Below are 14,303 nucleotides of genomic sequence, written 5' to 3'. Positions count from 1 at the left end.
CATGGGTATTGATCTTCCGCTGATCTGGGCCGTGATCATCATCTTCGGCATCATGATGTACGTGGTCATGGACGGCTTCGATCTGGGCATCGGGATTCTTTTCCCGTTCATCCCCGGCAAAGTCGACCGTGACGTGATGATGAACACCGTCGCCCCGGTCTGGGACGGCAACGAAACCTGGTTGGTGCTGGGGGGCGCAGCGTTGTTCGGCGCGTTCCCGCTGGCTTATTCGGTGGTGTTGTCGGCGCTGTACCTGCCGCTGATTTTCATGCTGATCGGCTTGATCTTCCGCGGCGTGGCTTTCGAGTTCCGCTTCAAGGCCAAGGACGACAAACGTCATCTGTGGGACAAGGCGTTCATCGGCGGTTCGGTCGCGGCAACCTTCTTCCAGGGCGTGGCGCTGGGGGCGTTCATCGATGGCCTGCCGGTGGTCAATCGCCAGTTCGCCGGCGGCTCACTGGATTGGCTGACGCCGTTCACGATGTTCTGCGGTGCCGCATTGGTCGTGGCCTATGCCTTGCTCGGCTGCACCTGGCTGATCATGAAAACCGAAGGCAAGCTTCAGGAGCAGATGCATGATCTGGCACGGCCACTGGCTTTCGTGCTGCTCGCCGTGATCGGTATTGTCAGTATCTGGACGCCGCTGGCTCATCCGGATATTGCAACCCGCTGGTTCAGCATGCCGAACCTGTTCTGGTTCATGCCGGTGCCGATTCTGGTGCTGGTGACGATGTACGGTCTGATCCGTGCCGTGGCGCGCAACGCCAACTACATGCCGTTCCTGCTGACCCTGGTGCTGATCTTCCTTGGCTACAGCGGCCTGGGCATCAGCCTGTGGCCGAACATCGTGCCGCCGTCGATTTCGATCTGGGACGCCGCCGCACCGCCGCAAAGTCAGGGCTTCATGCTGGTGGGCACGCTGTTCATCATCCCGTTCATCCTGGGTTACACCTTCTGGAGCTACTACGTGTTCCGCGGCAAGGTCACCCATGAAGACGGTTATCACTAGTCGTGATCACGATGGCGCTGCCCGCAGCGCCATCTCCCTCAAATGGAGGATGAAGCAATGACCGGCAAACATTCCCTGCACGACATTGAAGAGGCCGAAAAAAAACCGCTGTGGCAGCGGCTCGGCTGGCTGGCGTTGATCTGGGTCGGTAGCGTTGGCGTACTGTTTATCGCTGCCAGCCTGATGCGTATGTTCATGAATGCGGCAGGCTTGACCACACACTGAATCATCCCGTCCCGGCGCCTTCGGGTACGGTTTTGCAACCCTCCTTGCGGAGGGTTTTTTTTGCCTGACGGTTTACTTGCGTGCTTTGAGGATCACGAATTTCGGCGTGGCGGCCACTTGCTCGACGCCACGGAACAACCGCGCCAGTTTGCTGTGGTAGCCCAGATGGCGGTTGCCGACGATGTACAACGCGCCGCCCACCACCAGCGCCTCGCGGGCTTGCTGGAACATGCGCCAGGCGAGGAAATCACCGACTACCTGCTGCTGATGGAACGGCGGATTGCACAACACCACGTCCAGAGATTGCGGCTCTTGACCGGCCAGGCCATCACCGGCACGCACGATCACGTCGCGATCACCGAGCGCGGCACGCCAGTTCTCGGCGGCCGACTGCACGGCCATGAACGATTCATCGACCAGCGTGTAATGCGCGTCGGGGTTCTGCAGCGCGCTGGCAATGGCCAGCACCCCGTTGCCGCAACCGAGGTCGGCCACGCGAGCGCTGCCAAGGTTCTTTGGTAAATGCGGGAGAAAGGCGCGGGTGCCGATGTCCAGGCCTTCGCGGCAGAACACGTTGGCGTGGTTGAGCAACTCGATGGCAGGTGTGTCGAGGCGATAACGGGACGGGTAGGGCGACACTGCCGGCGCTTTCGGCTCAGGGGTGGCAATCAACAGACGGGCCTTTTTCACCGCCAGCGAGGCTTGTACAGGACCTATGTAGCGTTCCAGCAAATCACCCGCCGCGCGAGGCAGGTGTTTGACCATCGCCGCTGCGACCACTTCAGCGCCGGGCGCGAGTTGCCCTTGCAGGCGAATCAGTTGTTCTTCCAGCAAAGCCAGGGTTTTCGGTACGCGGATCAATACCCGATCGAACGGCCCGAGCAAAGGCTCACTGGCCGGGATACCACGGATCGCATCGAATGCCTGGCCGTTGCGCAGCAGGTTTTTTTCCAGCCCTTGAAAGCCCAGAAACGAATCACCACTGCTGCAGACCGAAACCTTGCCGAGCAGGCTGGCAGCCAGCGCGCCGAAGCTGTCGTTGAGCACCAGGACCCGCGTGTCAGCCGTCGGGTGCTGCGCTGCCAGATGATTGAGCAAATATTCGTCAGCGGCATCGAACGCCTGCAGCGGTTCATTCTGCTGTTCAGGCTGGCGGATCAAGTCGAGTTGGGCGAAGGGCGTATCGAGCAAAGGCATGGGGCGGGGACTCAGGTAATCAACAGGTGTCCCGCAGCCAGGGTGTTGCGGCGGAACCCGACCAAGTGAACTACGACGCAAGCGGTTTGCGTCATCACTCAGGAAGGGCACAAATGGTACTTTTTTTTCTGCGGGAACACCCGCAAGTTTTATTCCGGGAGAATGCCTGCATTCAGATGATTCCCGCTCTGGCGGCCGCGATAACAGCAGAAATCTTGTTGCAGACGTTGAGCTTCTCGATCACGTTCTGCACGTGGTAGTTCACGGTGCGTTCGCTCAAGCTGAGAATTCTCGAAATCTCATAAGCCGTTTTGCCACTGGCGGAAAATTGCAGAACCTCCAGTTCCCGGGGGGAAAGATGCGGTTGGGCTTTGGCTGGCTGAGCGGGCAAAGCCTTGGCGAACAGTTCGCTCAAGTGGCTGGTGGCGTAGAACATATAGCCAAAATGCTCATACAACTCGAGAGGACTGATCGGGCAGTGCTTTCGGGCGAGGCTGATGATGCTGCACAAGCCACTTTCTTCATGATGGAACGCCTGGGACCAGCCGTGTTGAAGTTTATGTTCCTTCAGTGCTTCCCATAATTGCGGCGTCTTGGCAAAGACCGACTCATTCCATACGATCGGTAACATTGAGTGATTGCAGTGTGCTATTACCGGGTCAATGTTTCTGAAATTTTTTTGTGCATATTGTTGATTCCATTCTTCAGGATAGTTGTTGATTTGCTGGTTGTTAAGATGAATCTCCCGGCGGGGTGAAGTGACTGAAATTTCGCAAAAGTTAAACCCGAGATTCTCGGCAAATCTCAGTAAGATCGGATAGGCCGAATCTATTCCCTTGGCGAAAGTCAGTTGCTTCAACTGTGACTCCTTCCATGTTTCCATTACAAACTCTCCATTGCTATTGCCGGGTCTGCCGAATGGATCCAAAAATCCGGCACGCGTCGGATTGTAGGACGTTTCCTACGAAAACGCTGATTTTTTTTTACTCTCGACAGTCGATGATGAGGATATAAGGGCATCTAAGTGATAACGTTACCATCCTGAAGCTTAGTTTGGCTGTGCTTTGTACGCTTTAAATGAGGGTGATTTTTATCGCAGCGTGCGTTGATGAAAGCCATTACCAATCATCAGTGTTTAAGCGTGCAGGTTTGCGGGACACTGCTGTTAATCGTTCAACGGAGTGCCCCATGACCGCCAGTGCAGAGAAGTTTACCGCTCAGACCTTGCTCGACGTGCAGCCCTTGACCCCGAGCCTGTTCACCTTGCGCACCAGTCGTGATGCCGGTTTTCGTTTCCGGGCAGGGCAATTCGCCCGGCTCGGCGTGACCAAGGCCGACGGCAGCACCGTGTGGCGCGCCTATTCTATGGTTTCGTCACCCTTTGACGAGTTTCTGGAGTTCTTCTCCATCGTGGTGCCGGGTGGCGAGTTCACCAGCGAGCTGAGCCGACTGCAGATCGGCGATACCTTGCTGGTGGATCGCCAGGCGTTCGGCTATCTGACCCTTGATCGTTTCGTCGACGGCCGTGATCTGTGGCTGTTATCCACCGGTACCGGGGTGGCGCCTTTTCTGTCGATCCTGCAGGACTTCGAGGTCTGGGAAAAATTCGAACGGATCATTCTGGTGTACAGCGTGCGCGAAGCGCGGGAGCTCGCGTATCAGGAGCTGATTGGCGGGCTGGCGCAACGTGAGTATCTGAGTGAACACGCACACAAGTTGCGTTTCATCCCGACAGTCACCCGTGAAGCCCACCCCGGCGCGTTGAACGGTCGCATCACTACACTGATCGAAAACGGTGAGCTGGAGAGGGCCGCGGGCGTGGAGTTATCGCCTGAACATTCGCGGGTCATGTTGTGCGGCAATCCGCAGATGATCGACGACACTCGTGCGTTGCTGAAAAAACGGCACATGAGCCTCAGCCTCACCCGCCGGCCGGGCCAGGTGGCCGTAGAAAACTACTGGTAAAAAAACGGCGCCCGAAGGCGCCGTTGTTTCATGCTGCAGTTGATTCAGGGCTGATTGTTGCGGGCCTTGAGCAGATCGCGGATCTCCCCCAGCAGCTCTTCTTCCTTGGTCGGCACCGGTGGCAGGGTAGGCGCCACGGCTTCTTCGCGTTTCAGGCGGTTGATGGCTTTGACACCCATGAAAATAGCGAAAGCGACGATCATGAAATCGAGCACGCTCTGGATGAATTTGCCGTAAGCCAGCATGACCGCAGGGGCCTCGCCTTGGGCAGCTTTGAGCGTAATGGCCAGGTCACTGAAATCCACTCCACCGATCAGCAGGCCGATCGGAGGCATGATCACATCACCGACAAAGGATGAAACAATTTTGCCGAAGGCTGCACCGATGATGATACCGACAGCCATGTCGACCACATTGCCCTTGACCGCGAAGGCCTTGAACTCATTTAGCACGCCCATAGGTTATTTCCTTGTCACAGATGAGTTTGGTGTACGCAGTGTAAATCAGCAAAACGCGTCCTGCGCGAAACACCTTCTTACAATGCCCGTTTTTATCGACACAATAATCGACGATTAGTTTGCAAAGTGCCACTAATCGCGCGCGGAATACGCGTTAACTCGCTGATCGGGAAGCCAAATTTTTCAATCATGGCGGTACGTTCTTTCTATTTATGTTCGACGGCACAGGCCTCTAGCCTTGGGTTGGCGCACCTGGATGCGCCCAAAAAAACCAGAGGATCCTGATATGAATTCCACTCTTGGACTGGGGGCTTTTCCCCATCGCCGTACGCTTGGCATGCTCACCGCCAGCCTGCTGACCTTTTCCGTGCATGCTGCCCCCCTGACCCGCGACAACGGCGCAGCGGTGGGTGACAATCAGAACTCGCAGACCGCCGGCGCCAACGGCCCGGTGCTGCTGCAGGATGTGCAACTGATCCAGAAACTGCAGCGTTTCGACCGCGAGCGCATTCCGGAGCGTGTGGTTCACGCGCGCGGCACCGGCGCCCATGGCACTTTCACGGTGACCAACGATCTCAGCGACCTGAGCAAGGCCAAGGTATTTGCTGCCGGCCAGAGCACACCGGTATTCGTGCGGTTCTCCGCCGTGGTTCACGGTAACCATTCCCCGGAAACCCTGCGTGATCCGCGCGGCTTCGCCACCAAGTTCTACACCGCTGACGGCAACTGGGATCTGGTGGGCAACAACTTCCCGACCTTCTTCATCCGTGACGCGATCAAATTTCCGGACATGGTGCATGCGTTCAAACCGGACCCTCGCACCAACCTTGATGATGACTCGCGCCGGTTCGATTTCTTCTCCCATGTACCGGAAGCCACACGTACGCTGACCGAGTTGTATTCCAACTCAGGCACTCCAGCCAGTTATCGCGAAATGGACGGCAACGGAGTACATGCCTACAAGTTGGTCAATGCCAAAGGCGAAGTGCACTACGTAAAGTTTCACTGGAAGAGTTTGCAAGGCATCAAAAATCTCACACCTGAACAAGTCACAAAAGTTCAGGGTCAAGATTACAGTCATATGACCAATGACTTGGTGACGAATATAAACAAAGGCAATTTCCCGAAATGGGACTTGTACATTCAGGTGCTGAAACCACAAGATTTGTCCAAGTTTGATTTCGATCCTCTGGACGCAACCAAGATCTGGCCGGGTATTGCGGAGCGAAAAGTTGGACAAATGGTGTTGAACCGTAATCCGGCAAATGTATTCCAGGAAACCGAACAAGTTGCCATGGCGCCAGCCAATGTTGTTCCGGGTATCGAACCTTCGGAAGACCGCTTGTTGCAAGGTCGAGTGTTCTCTTATGCCGATACGCAAATGTATCGCCTGGGTGCCAATGCCCTGCAATTACCGATTAATGCACCGAAAGTTGCCGTGAATAATGGCAATCAGGACGGTGCGATGAACTTCGGCGCCAGCAACAGCGGTGTGAACTATCAGCCGAGCCGCCTGCAACCCCGTGACGAGACAACTGACGCGCGCTACAGCCAGTTGGCGCTGTCGGGCAGCACGCAACAGGCGAAGATCCAGCGTGAGCAGAACTTCAAGCAGGCCGGTGATCTGTACCGCTCGTTCAGCCAGCAGGAGCGTCAGGACCTGATCGACAGCTTCGGCGGCTCGCTGGCGACCACCGATGACGAGAGCAAGCACATCATCCTGTCCTTCCTTTATAAGGCCGACCCGGAATACGGGACCGGCGTGACCAAAGTGGCCAAGGGTGACCTGAGCCGGGTCAAGGCGCTGGCGGCCAAACTGGCCGACTGATCTCGACGCTATGCAACGGGGCCTGATTCTGGCCCCGTTCTGTCCAAGGAGAGCGTTTATGCGTTCCTGTCTTTTTCTGTTGCTCGGATGTCTGTCCCTGACGGCGCAGGCCGGGCAAAGCCCTGAGGCGATCAAGGCCCAATTGCAGGATTACTATTTCGATGCCGCCCGGCGCGGTGACGTGCCGATGCTCGACACCTTCATCGAGTCCGGCTATTCCCTCGATACCCGCGACAGCAAGGGCTACACCGCGCTGATTCTGGCGGCGTATCACGGTCAGGCGCCGGCGGTTGAAAGGCTGCTCGCCGCCGGGGCGGATGCCTGCGCCCAGGACCAGCGTGGCAACACGGCGCTGATGGGGGCAATTTTCAAGGGCGAGATGCGGATTGCCCAGCGGCTGATGGCCACTGATTGCAGCCCCGATCAGCGCAACGGCGCCGGTCAGACCGCCGCCATGTACGCCGGACTGTTCAAGCGCGTCGAACTGCTCGACGCGCTCAAGGCCAAGGGCGCCGACCTCAACGCTGAAGATCCGTTGGGCAATAGCGCCGCGCGTCTGGCCAACGGCGAAATCCGCACGGCCGCGCCGCGCTGAGCGGTGGCTGCGTTATCATCGCGGTTTTTGCCGGGGGATCCAGATGGCCAAGGCCAAGCGCATGTACGGCTGCACAGAGTGCGGCGCAACCTTTCCCAAGTGGGCGGGCCAGTGCGGCGAGTGCGGCGCCTGGAACACCCTGACCGAGACCATGATCGAGAGCGGCGGGGCCACGGCACCGACCGGGCGCACCGGTTGGGCCGGGCAGCAGGCGCAGATCAAGACCCTGGCCGAAGTCAGCATCGAAGAGATTCCGCGTTTTTCCACCGCCTCCGGTGAACTGGATCGGGTCCTCGGCGGCGGTCTGGTCGACGGCTCGGTGGTGCTGATCGGCGGCGATCCGGGCATCGGCAAATCGACGATCCTGTTGCAGACCCTGTGCAACCTCGCCAAAAGCATGCCCGCCCTGTACGTCACCGGTGAAGAATCCCAGCAACAAGTAGCGATGCGCGCCCGGCGTCTCGGATTGCCGCAGGATCAACTGCGGGTAATGACCGAAACCTGCATCGAAACCATCATCGCCACCGCCCGTCAGGAAAAACCCAAGGTGATGGTGATCGACTCGATCCAGACGATCTTCACCGAACAATTGCAATCGGCCCCCGGCGGCGTTTCCCAGGTACGTGAGAGCGCGGCGCTGCTGGTGCGTTATGCCAAGCAGAGCGGCACGGCGATTTTCCTCGTCGGCCACGTTACCAAGGAAGGCGCGTTGGCCGGTCCCCGTGTTCTCGAACACATGGTCGACACCGTGCTGTATTTCGAAGGTGAGTCCGATGGCCGTTTGCGCTTGCTGCGCGCGGTGAAAAACCGTTTCGGCGCGGTCAACGAGTTGGGCGTGTTCGGCATGACCGACAAGGGTTTGAAAGAAGTCTCCAATCCTTCGGCGATATTTCTGACTCGTGCGCAGGAAGAAGTCCCGGGCAGCGTGGTCATGGCCACGTGGGAAGGCACGCGGCCGATGCTGGTGGAAGTGCAGGCGCTGGTCGATGACAGTCATCTGGCCAATCCGCGGCGGGTGACGTTGGGGCTGGATCAGAACCGTTTGGCTATGTTGTTGGCGGTTTTGCATCGCCACGGTGGCATTCCGACTCACGATCAGGATGTGTTCCTCAACGTGGTCGGGGGGGTGAAGGTGTTGGAGACGGCATCGGATCTGGCGTTGATGGCGGCGGTCATGTCGAGCCTGCGCAACCGGCCGTTGCCGCATGATCTGTTGGTGTTCGGTGAGGTCGGGCTGTCGGGTGAAGTGCGTCCGGTGCCGAGCGGGCAGGAGCGTTTGAAGGAAGCGGCCAAGCATGGCTTCAAACGGGCGATTGTGCCGAAGGGCAATGCGCCGAAAGAATCCCCTGCGGGTTTGCAGATCATCGCCGTGACCCGCCTTGAACAGGCGCTCGACGCACTTTTCGAGTAACACCAATCCCTGTGTAGGAGCTGCCGCAGGCTGCGATCTTTTGATCCTGGATTTCCTGGAATCAAAAGCAAGATCAGAAGATCGCAGCCTTCGGCAGCTCCTGCAGGAGTCAGGGCTCAGATTTCGATCAGGGCGCCCAGTTCGCGTTCCAGTTCGGCTTCGTCAGCCAGATTGAGCTCGATCAACCGCCGTAACCGCTGGATTGATTCCAGACTGATATGCCGGCAAACAAAACCCAATTGGCCATTTTCTTCATGGGCCAGATGCACATCCATTTCGATATCGACGTCTTTGCTCAGATGAATGTGGACGAAAAAATCCTTTTCCCGATCCCCAAGCCACGGCTCCGGCCGCTCGATGAGCAATCCTTTGAGTGACAGGTCGATCAAATTGACCGGCCAGATGTACTCGCCCTGACTCAGCTCGGTTCTGGCATCGAACGCAATTCGTTTGAAGCGACGGCGATTGGCTGGGTGTTCGCTCATGGCGCAATCCTCGGAAGAGTTCGCTGACTATAGACCCGACTCGCGGGTGGCTGCCAATCAACAAGCCGTCTAGACCAACGTCGGGGTATGGCCTTTGGCGCCGTAAGCGCTAAACTCGGGGTGGCTGTCTTTCTTGTCCACCCTGGCTGGAATAATAAAATGAAAAATAATAATAGCCTGCTACGCCACTTACCCTGGCTAGTGCTGGCAATCGTAGGAGCGTGCGCCCTGGGCGTAGTGGCATTGCGCCGCGGCGAGGCAATCAACGCCTTGTGGATCGTGGTCGCGGCTGTGGCCATTTATCTGGTTGCGTACCGTTACTACAGCCTGTTCATCGCTAACAATGTGATGCAACTCGATCCGCGTCGGGCCACCCCCGCCGTGCTCAACAACGACGGTCTGGACTATGTGCCGACCAATAAACACATTCTTTTCGGTCACCACTTCGCCGCGATCGCGGGCGCCGGACCTCTGGTCGGCCCGGTATTGGCCGCGCAGATGGGCTACTTGCCCGGCACGCTGTGGCTGATTGCCGGTGTGGTGCTGGCGGGCGCGGTGCAGGACTTCATGGTTCTGTTCATGTCGACCCGTCGCAACGGCCGTTCCCTGGGCGATATGGTGCGTGAAGAAATGGGCCGCGTGCCCGGCACCATCGCCCTGTTTGGCTGCTTCCTGATCATGATCATCATCCTCGCGGTGCTGGCGCTGATCGTGGTTAAAGCGCTGGCGGAGAGCCCGTGGGGTATCTTCACCGTGATGGCGACTATCCCGATCGCGATGTTCATGGGCATTTATATGCGCTACATCCGCCCGGGCCGCATCGGTGAAATCTCCGTGGTAGGGGTGTTGCTGCTGCTCGGTTCGATCTGGCTGGGTGGGCAGATTGCTGCTGATCCGGTGTGGGCCAAGGCGTTCACTTTCACCGGCGTGCAGATTACCTGGATGCTGGTTGGTTACGGTTTCGTCGCTGCATCGCTTCCGGTGTGGCTGATTCTGGCGCCGCGTGACTACCTCTCCACGTTCCTCAAGATCGGTACCATCGTCGCCTTGGCGATCGGCATTCTGGTGACCATGCCCGAGCTGAAAATGCCGGCACTGACCCAGTTCGTCGACGGCACCGGTCCGGTGTGGAAGGGCGGTCTGTTCCCGTTCCTGTTCATCACCATCGCTTGTGGTGCAGTGTCTGGTTTTCACGCGCTGATTTCTTCGGGCACCACGCCGAAGTTGCTGGATAACGAAACCAACGCCCGTTACATCGGTTACGGCGGCATGCTGATGGAATCGTTCGTGGCGATCATGGCCATGGTTGCCGCTTCGGTGATCGAGCCGGGTGTGTACTTCGCCATGAACAGCCCGGCCGCCGTGGTCGGCAGCGATGTCGCGTCGGTTGCGCAAGTGGTCTCCAGCTGGGGCTTCGCGATCACGCCGGAAGCGCTGCAAGCGGTGGCCCATGATATCGGTGAAACCACCATCCTGGCCCGTGCCGGTGGTGCGCCGACCCTGGCGGTCGGTATCGCGCAGATCCTGCACAGTGTCCTGCCGGGTGAAAACACCATGGCGTTCTGGTACCACTTCGCGATCCTGTTCGAAGCGCTGTTCATCCTCACCGCTGTAGACGCCGGCACTCGTGCCGGTCGATTCATGCTGCAGGATCTGCTCGGCTCCTTCGTTCCGGCGCTCAAACGTACCGAATCGTGGACCGCCAACCTGATCGCCACCGCCGGTTGTGTGGCGATGTGGGGCTGGCTGCTGTACCAAGGCGTGATTGATCCACTGGGCGGCATCAACACCCTGTGGCCGTTGTTCGGTATCTCCAACCAGATGCTGGCCGGTATCGCGCTGATGCTCGGCACCGTGGTCCTGATCAAAATGAAGCGCCAGCGCTACATCTGGGTCACCCTGCTGCCGGCTACCTGGCTGCTGATTTGCACCACGACGGCGGGCTTCATCAAACTGTTCGACGCTAACCCGGCGATCGGTTTCCTGTCGCTGGCCAAGAAATACAGCGATGCGTTGGCCAATGGTCAAGTGCTGGCACCGGCAAAAAGCGTCGAGCAGATGCAGCACGTGATCTTCAACGCTTACACCAACGCAACGCTTACCGCGCTGTTCCTGTTCGTGGTCTTCAGCATCCTGTTCTATGCGCTCAAGGTCGGCATCGCCGCCTGGGGCAAAAAAGAGCGTACGGATAAAGAATCGCCATTCCAGGCTCTGCCGGACGCGTAACCAGAGGATTGCACCATGTTCAATGACCTGAGTCGCCTCGGTAAATACCTCGGTCAGGCCGCGCGCCTGATGGTCGGCATGCCCGACTACGACACCTACGTCGAGCATATGCAAACCAAACACCCGGACAAACCGGTGATGAGCTACGAGATGTTCTTTCGCGAACGTCAGGAAGCCCGTTACGGTGGCAAGGGTGGGCCGAAGTGCTGTTGAGCTGACAGCCTGCGGTTGAGGTAATCCCCCCTGTGGGAGCGAGCCTGCTCGCGAAAGCGGTGTGTCATCGAGCAATGATGTCGACTGACACGACCCCTTCGCGAGCAGGCCCGCTCCCACAGTTGTTTTTGTGTTGTTCATTTTATTTTCTGAAGGAGATCGAGTTTTGTCCTCTCCCATCCCGGTCACGGTACTCAGCGGTTTCCTCGGCGCCGGCAAGACCACCTTGCTGCGCCATTTATTGAAAGCCGAGCACGGCCTGAAAATCGCCGTGATCGAAAACGAATTCAGTGACGCCGGCATCGACACTCAGTTGTTGGGTGACGAACCGGTGCAAGTCATGACCCTGGCCAACGGCTGCGTGTGCTGCACCATTCACACCGACCTGACCAAGGCCCTGTACCTGCTGCTTGAGCGGCTGGACAGCGGCGAAATAGCCTTCGATCGTTTGGTGATCGAGTGCACCGGTCTGGCCGATCCGGCGCCGGTGGCGCAGACCTTTTTCATCGACGAAGAGCTGCGCGAGCGCTACCTGCTCGACGGCATCATCACCCTGGTCGATGCCGCGCACGCGGACGTGCACCTGACCCAGACCATCGCCCAGGCACAGATCGGTTTCGCTGACCGCTTGCTGGTGAGCAAGACCGATCTGGTCGACGAAGCCACGTTCAATGCGCTGAGCGAACGCCTGACACGGATCAACCGGCGCGCGCCAATCCGCGTGGTCGAGCACGGCAACATTGATCTGGCAGAACTGCTGGATGTGCGCGGTTTCAACCTCAACGCCGATCTTGGCGGCGGGTTGAGCCTGCGTCCGGTCAGCAAGGCACCGTCGATCGACCGCATCTCCAGTCTGGTGCTGCGCACCGATCAGCCGCTGGATATCGATCAGCTCAGCGAATTCATGAATGAGCTGCTGGAAGAACACGGCAAGCAATTGCTGCGTTACAAAGGTGTGCTGAACATCGCGGGTGAGGATCGTCGCCTTGTGTTTCAGGGCGTGCTGAAGCTTTATGGTTTCGACTGGGACACCGAATGGGCCGAGGGTGAGGCGCGGGAAAGTGTGATTGTGTTTATTGCTGATGATTTGCCGGAAGAGAAGATCCGCGCGGGGTTTGCGAGGGTGGCTTCTGCCTGATGGATCTTGGTTGTCAGTGATGGCTTCTTCGCGAGCAGGCTCGCTCCCACAGTAATTCGCATTCTGTCAGCAGGAATGCCATTCACTGTGGGAGCGAGCCTGCTCGCGAAGGCGATCTAACCGACAGCACAATGTTCAACGTCTGAACCCAGCAATGTCTGCTCAAGATGATCCAGATGCCGGTTCATCAGCAGGCCAGCCTTGGGAACGTCGCCACGCTCCACCGCTTCAATCAGCACTTTGTGTTCCTGCCAAGCGCAACAGCTATGCGTAGAACCCTCACATCGCGCAATCGCCAACGACGTCAGCGGCACCAGACTGCCAAGAAAATGCGCCAATGGTGCATTCCCCGCCATCTGCGCCAACGTCAGATGAAACTCCCCGGATAAACGAATCGCCGTACCACGCCGATTCTGCTCAACGGCCTCACGCTCTCGCTCGATCAATCCGCGCAGCCGTTTAAAATCTTCTGTTTGCGGACGCTGACAGGCCAGACGCACCAGCGTGCTCTCGGTCAGCCGCCGTGCATGCAGGGCCTGCCGGGTTTGCTCCCGATCAGGTGCGGCCACCCGTGGCCGGTGATTGGCCCGCAACACAATGACGTGTTCATGGGACAGTTGGATCAGCACCCGGCGCACTTCGGCGCGGCTGGCGCTGAACATGTCTTTCAGGCTGTCCTCGGTAAAACGGCTGGCCGAATCGATGCGCTGCTCGAGAATCGCGTCGAACAGCCGCGGATACAGATCATCAGTCGGCGCCCTTACGCGGGAGAAAGGCAGGGGCGCAGTCATCGGTTGTGTTTGCGACGGTGAGGCGAAACTGTTCATGGCCTGTCTCCTGTAGGGATTAGCGACTCAAGTTGTCTTCCGGGATGTTCAACTCAATGCCCATCCGTTGGCCTTCGCGCAGAATGTGCCGACGCATTTCGGCGCTGGCCTGGGCGCTGTTCTTGCTGCGGATGGCGCGGACCACGGCTTCGTTTTCTTCCAGCCGCTCGGCCAGATGCTCCGGAGAATTGCGCAGCACCTCGGCGCTTTGTTTGAGGGCGTTGCTGGTCTGCTGCACCACACTCTGAAAAATCGGATTCGAGGTCAGGGTGAACAGCTCTTCGTGGAAGGCGATATAGGCGCTGACCCCGGCGTCGCTGTCGCCGGCTTCAAGGGCTTCACGCATGTCCATCAGGGTCAGGCGCAACTGGCCGACTTCCTTGCTGCTGATCGACTGCGCCACCAGCCCGACAATAAACGGCTCCAGGGTGTAGCGCAGTTGCAGCACGTCTTCGAGGCTGGCGCCGGCCACTGCGCTGTCGTGACTCTGGCTATCGCTCAATTGCGCGTCGAGGACGACCACGCCTTTGCCCGGCATCGAACGCACCAGGCCGAGGGTTTCCAGCACGATCACCGCTTCACGCAGGCTCGGGCGGCTGATGCCCAGTTGTTCCGCCAGTTCACGCTGGCCCGGCAGCATGTCGCCGGAACGCCACTGGCCACGGGCCAATGCGGCGCGCAGTTTTTCTACGACTGAGTTGACGACGGTTGATGTGGTAATCACTG

At 58.5% G+C, this 14,303-nt stretch carries 15 protein-coding genes; 9 read left to right on the top strand and 6 right to left on the bottom strand.

Annotation, left to right across the window (positions count from 1 at the left end):
* Window position 1 precedes the first annotated feature (1 nt).
* Both cydB and BK670_RS00465 read left to right on the top strand, forming a co-directional pair.
* On the top strand, window positions 2–1,009 hold the full coding sequence (gene cydB, locus BK670_RS00470) for a cytochrome d ubiquinol oxidase subunit II (protein WP_007909749.1): 1,008 nt from the start codon (window positions 2–4) through the stop codon (window positions 1,007–1,009).
* 57 nt (window positions 1,010–1,066) lie between these two features.
* On the top strand, window positions 1,067–1,234 hold the full coding sequence (locus BK670_RS00465) for a DUF2474 domain-containing protein (protein ID WP_016773090.1): 168 nt from the start codon (window positions 1,067–1,069) through the stop codon (window positions 1,232–1,234).
* 72 nt (window positions 1,235–1,306) lie between these two features.
* On the opposite strand, the gene BK670_RS00460 is transcribed toward BK670_RS00465, so the two are convergent.
* Together BK670_RS00460 and BK670_RS00455 are read right to left on the bottom strand one after the other, a co-directional pair.
* Window positions 1,307–2,431: a methyltransferase gene (locus BK670_RS00460; RefSeq protein WP_123448196.1), complete on the bottom strand. Its 1,125-nt coding sequence runs from the start codon at window positions 2,429–2,431 to the stop codon at window positions 1,307–1,309.
* Between the two features lie 172 nt (window positions 2,432–2,603).
* The gene (locus tag BK670_RS00455; protein WP_123448195.1) at window positions 2,604–3,314 is read right to left on the bottom strand and encodes an autoinducer binding domain-containing protein; all 711 of its coding nucleotides are present in this window, start codon (window positions 3,312–3,314) and stop codon (window positions 2,604–2,606) included.
* 305 nt (window positions 3,315–3,619) lie between these two features.
* Here BK670_RS00455 and BK670_RS00450 point away from each other — a divergent pair, with 305 nt between their 5' ends.
* Window positions 3,620–4,396, top strand: a complete 777-nt coding sequence (locus tag BK670_RS00450) for a ferredoxin--NADP reductase (protein ID WP_123448194.1) — start codon at window positions 3,620–3,622, stop codon at window positions 4,394–4,396.
* A 44-nt stretch (window positions 4,397–4,440) separates the two neighbouring features.
* Here BK670_RS00450 and mscL read toward each other — a convergent pair whose 3' ends face one another.
* Window positions 4,441–4,854 carry a large-conductance mechanosensitive channel protein MscL gene (gene mscL, locus BK670_RS00445; RefSeq protein WP_123448193.1) on the bottom strand — a complete coding sequence of 138 codons (414 nt, stop codon included), beginning with the start codon at window positions 4,852–4,854 and terminating at the stop codon, window positions 4,441–4,443.
* 286 nt (window positions 4,855–5,140) lie between these two features.
* On the opposite strand from mscL, the gene BK670_RS00440 reads away from it, so the two are divergent.
* The 3 genes from BK670_RS00440 to radA are packed head-to-tail and all read left to right on the top strand — an operon-like array spanning window position 5,141 to window position 8,688.
* A complete protein-coding gene (locus BK670_RS00440; RefSeq protein ID WP_123448192.1) occupies window positions 5,141–6,682 on the top strand; it encodes a catalase in 1,542 nt (513 codons plus the stop codon).
* 58 nt (window positions 6,683–6,740) lie between these two features.
* Window positions 6,741–7,277 (top strand): ankyrin repeat domain-containing protein, encoded by a 537-nt coding sequence (locus tag BK670_RS00435; protein ID WP_123448191.1) that lies wholly within the window; start codon window positions 6,741–6,743, stop codon window positions 7,275–7,277.
* A gap of 43 nt (window positions 7,278–7,320) precedes the next feature.
* On the top strand, window positions 7,321–8,688 hold the full coding sequence (gene radA, locus BK670_RS00430) for a DNA repair protein RadA (protein WP_095181861.1): 1,368 nt from the start codon (window positions 7,321–7,323) through the stop codon (window positions 8,686–8,688).
* A 116-nt stretch (window positions 8,689–8,804) separates the two neighbouring features.
* Here radA and BK670_RS00425 read toward each other — a convergent pair whose 3' ends face one another.
* Window positions 8,805–9,173, bottom strand: coding sequence for a PilZ domain-containing protein (locus BK670_RS00425; RefSeq protein WP_123448190.1), 369 nt, complete (start codon window positions 9,171–9,173; stop codon window positions 8,805–8,807).
* 159 nt (window positions 9,174–9,332) lie between these two features.
* Between BK670_RS00425 and BK670_RS00420 the strand changes: the two genes are divergently transcribed.
* The 3 genes from BK670_RS00420 (at window position 9,333) to yjiA (ending at window position 12,750) form a co-directional block, all read left to right on the top strand.
* A complete protein-coding gene (locus BK670_RS00420) occupies window positions 9,333–11,399 on the top strand; it encodes a carbon starvation CstA family protein (protein ID WP_038361749.1) in 2,067 nt (688 codons plus the stop codon).
* Window positions 11,400–11,414: 15 nt separating this feature from the next.
* Window positions 11,415–11,612, top strand: a complete 198-nt coding sequence (locus tag BK670_RS00415; protein WP_003228401.1) for a YbdD/YjiX family protein — start codon at window positions 11,415–11,417, stop codon at window positions 11,610–11,612.
* Window positions 11,613–11,778: 166 nt separating this feature from the next.
* Window positions 11,779–12,750 carry a GTPase gene (gene yjiA / locus BK670_RS00405; protein ID WP_123448189.1) on the top strand — a complete coding sequence of 324 codons (972 nt, stop codon included), beginning with the start codon at window positions 11,779–11,781 and terminating at the stop codon, window positions 12,748–12,750.
* Between the two features lie 116 nt (window positions 12,751–12,866).
* Here the strand turns inward: yjiA and BK670_RS00400 are convergent, their stop codons facing one another.
* Window positions 12,867–13,577 (bottom strand): GntR family transcriptional regulator, encoded by a 711-nt coding sequence (locus tag BK670_RS00400; RefSeq protein WP_123448188.1) that lies wholly within the window; start codon window positions 13,575–13,577, stop codon window positions 12,867–12,869.
* A gap of 19 nt (window positions 13,578–13,596) precedes the next feature.
* Window positions 13,597–14,301 carry a FadR/GntR family transcriptional regulator gene (locus BK670_RS00395; RefSeq protein WP_123448187.1) on the bottom strand — a complete coding sequence of 235 codons (705 nt, stop codon included), beginning with the start codon at window positions 14,299–14,301 and terminating at the stop codon, window positions 13,597–13,599.
* Window positions 14,302–14,303: the final 2 nt, after the last annotated feature.

The organism is Pseudomonas fluorescens (assembly GCF_003732425.1).
Classification (GTDB): domain Bacteria; phylum Pseudomonadota; class Gammaproteobacteria; order Pseudomonadales; family Pseudomonadaceae; genus Aquipseudomonas; species Aquipseudomonas fluorescens_BE.
This window is presented reverse-complemented; position numbering and strand designations above follow the sequence as displayed.

What these genes read in the sequence shown, in the direction of transcription:
- BK670_RS00455 (WP_123448195.1), bottom strand. Translation starts at nt 3,314, where the DNA reads ATGGAAACATGGAAGGAGTCACAGTTGAAGCAACTGACTTTCGCCAAG.
- BK670_RS00425 (WP_123448190.1), bottom strand. Translation starts at nt 9,173, where the DNA reads ATGAGCGAACACCCAGCCAATCGCCGTCGCTTCAAACGAATTGCGTTC.
- BK670_RS00465 (WP_016773090.1), top strand. Translation starts at nt 1,067, where the DNA reads ATGACCGGCAAACATTCCCTGCACGACATTGAAGAGGCCGAAAAAAAA.
- BK670_RS00415 (WP_003228401.1), top strand. Translation starts at nt 11,415, where the DNA reads ATGTTCAATGACCTGAGTCGCCTCGGTAAATACCTCGGTCAGGCCGCG.
- BK670_RS00435 (WP_123448191.1), top strand. Translation starts at nt 6,741, where the DNA reads ATGCGTTCCTGTCTTTTTCTGTTGCTCGGATGTCTGTCCCTGACGGCG.
- BK670_RS00440 (WP_123448192.1), top strand. Translation starts at nt 5,141, where the DNA reads ATGAATTCCACTCTTGGACTGGGGGCTTTTCCCCATCGCCGTACGCTT.
- BK670_RS00460 (WP_123448196.1), bottom strand. Translation starts at nt 2,431, where the DNA reads ATGCCTTTGCTCGATACGCCCTTCGCCCAACTCGACTTGATCCGCCAG.
- BK670_RS00420 (WP_038361749.1), top strand. Translation starts at nt 9,333, where the DNA reads ATGAAAAATAATAATAGCCTGCTACGCCACTTACCCTGGCTAGTGCTG.
- cydB (WP_007909749.1), top strand. Translation starts at nt 2, where the DNA reads ATGGGTATTGATCTTCCGCTGATCTGGGCCGTGATCATCATCTTCGGC.
- BK670_RS00450 (WP_123448194.1), top strand. Translation starts at nt 3,620, where the DNA reads ATGACCGCCAGTGCAGAGAAGTTTACCGCTCAGACCTTGCTCGACGTG.
- radA (WP_095181861.1), top strand. Translation starts at nt 7,321, where the DNA reads ATGGCCAAGGCCAAGCGCATGTACGGCTGCACAGAGTGCGGCGCAACC.
- mscL (WP_123448193.1), bottom strand. Translation starts at nt 4,854, where the DNA reads ATGGGCGTGCTAAATGAGTTCAAGGCCTTCGCGGTCAAGGGCAATGTG.
- BK670_RS00400 (WP_123448188.1), bottom strand. Translation starts at nt 13,577, where the DNA reads ATGAACAGTTTCGCCTCACCGTCGCAAACACAACCGATGACTGCGCCC.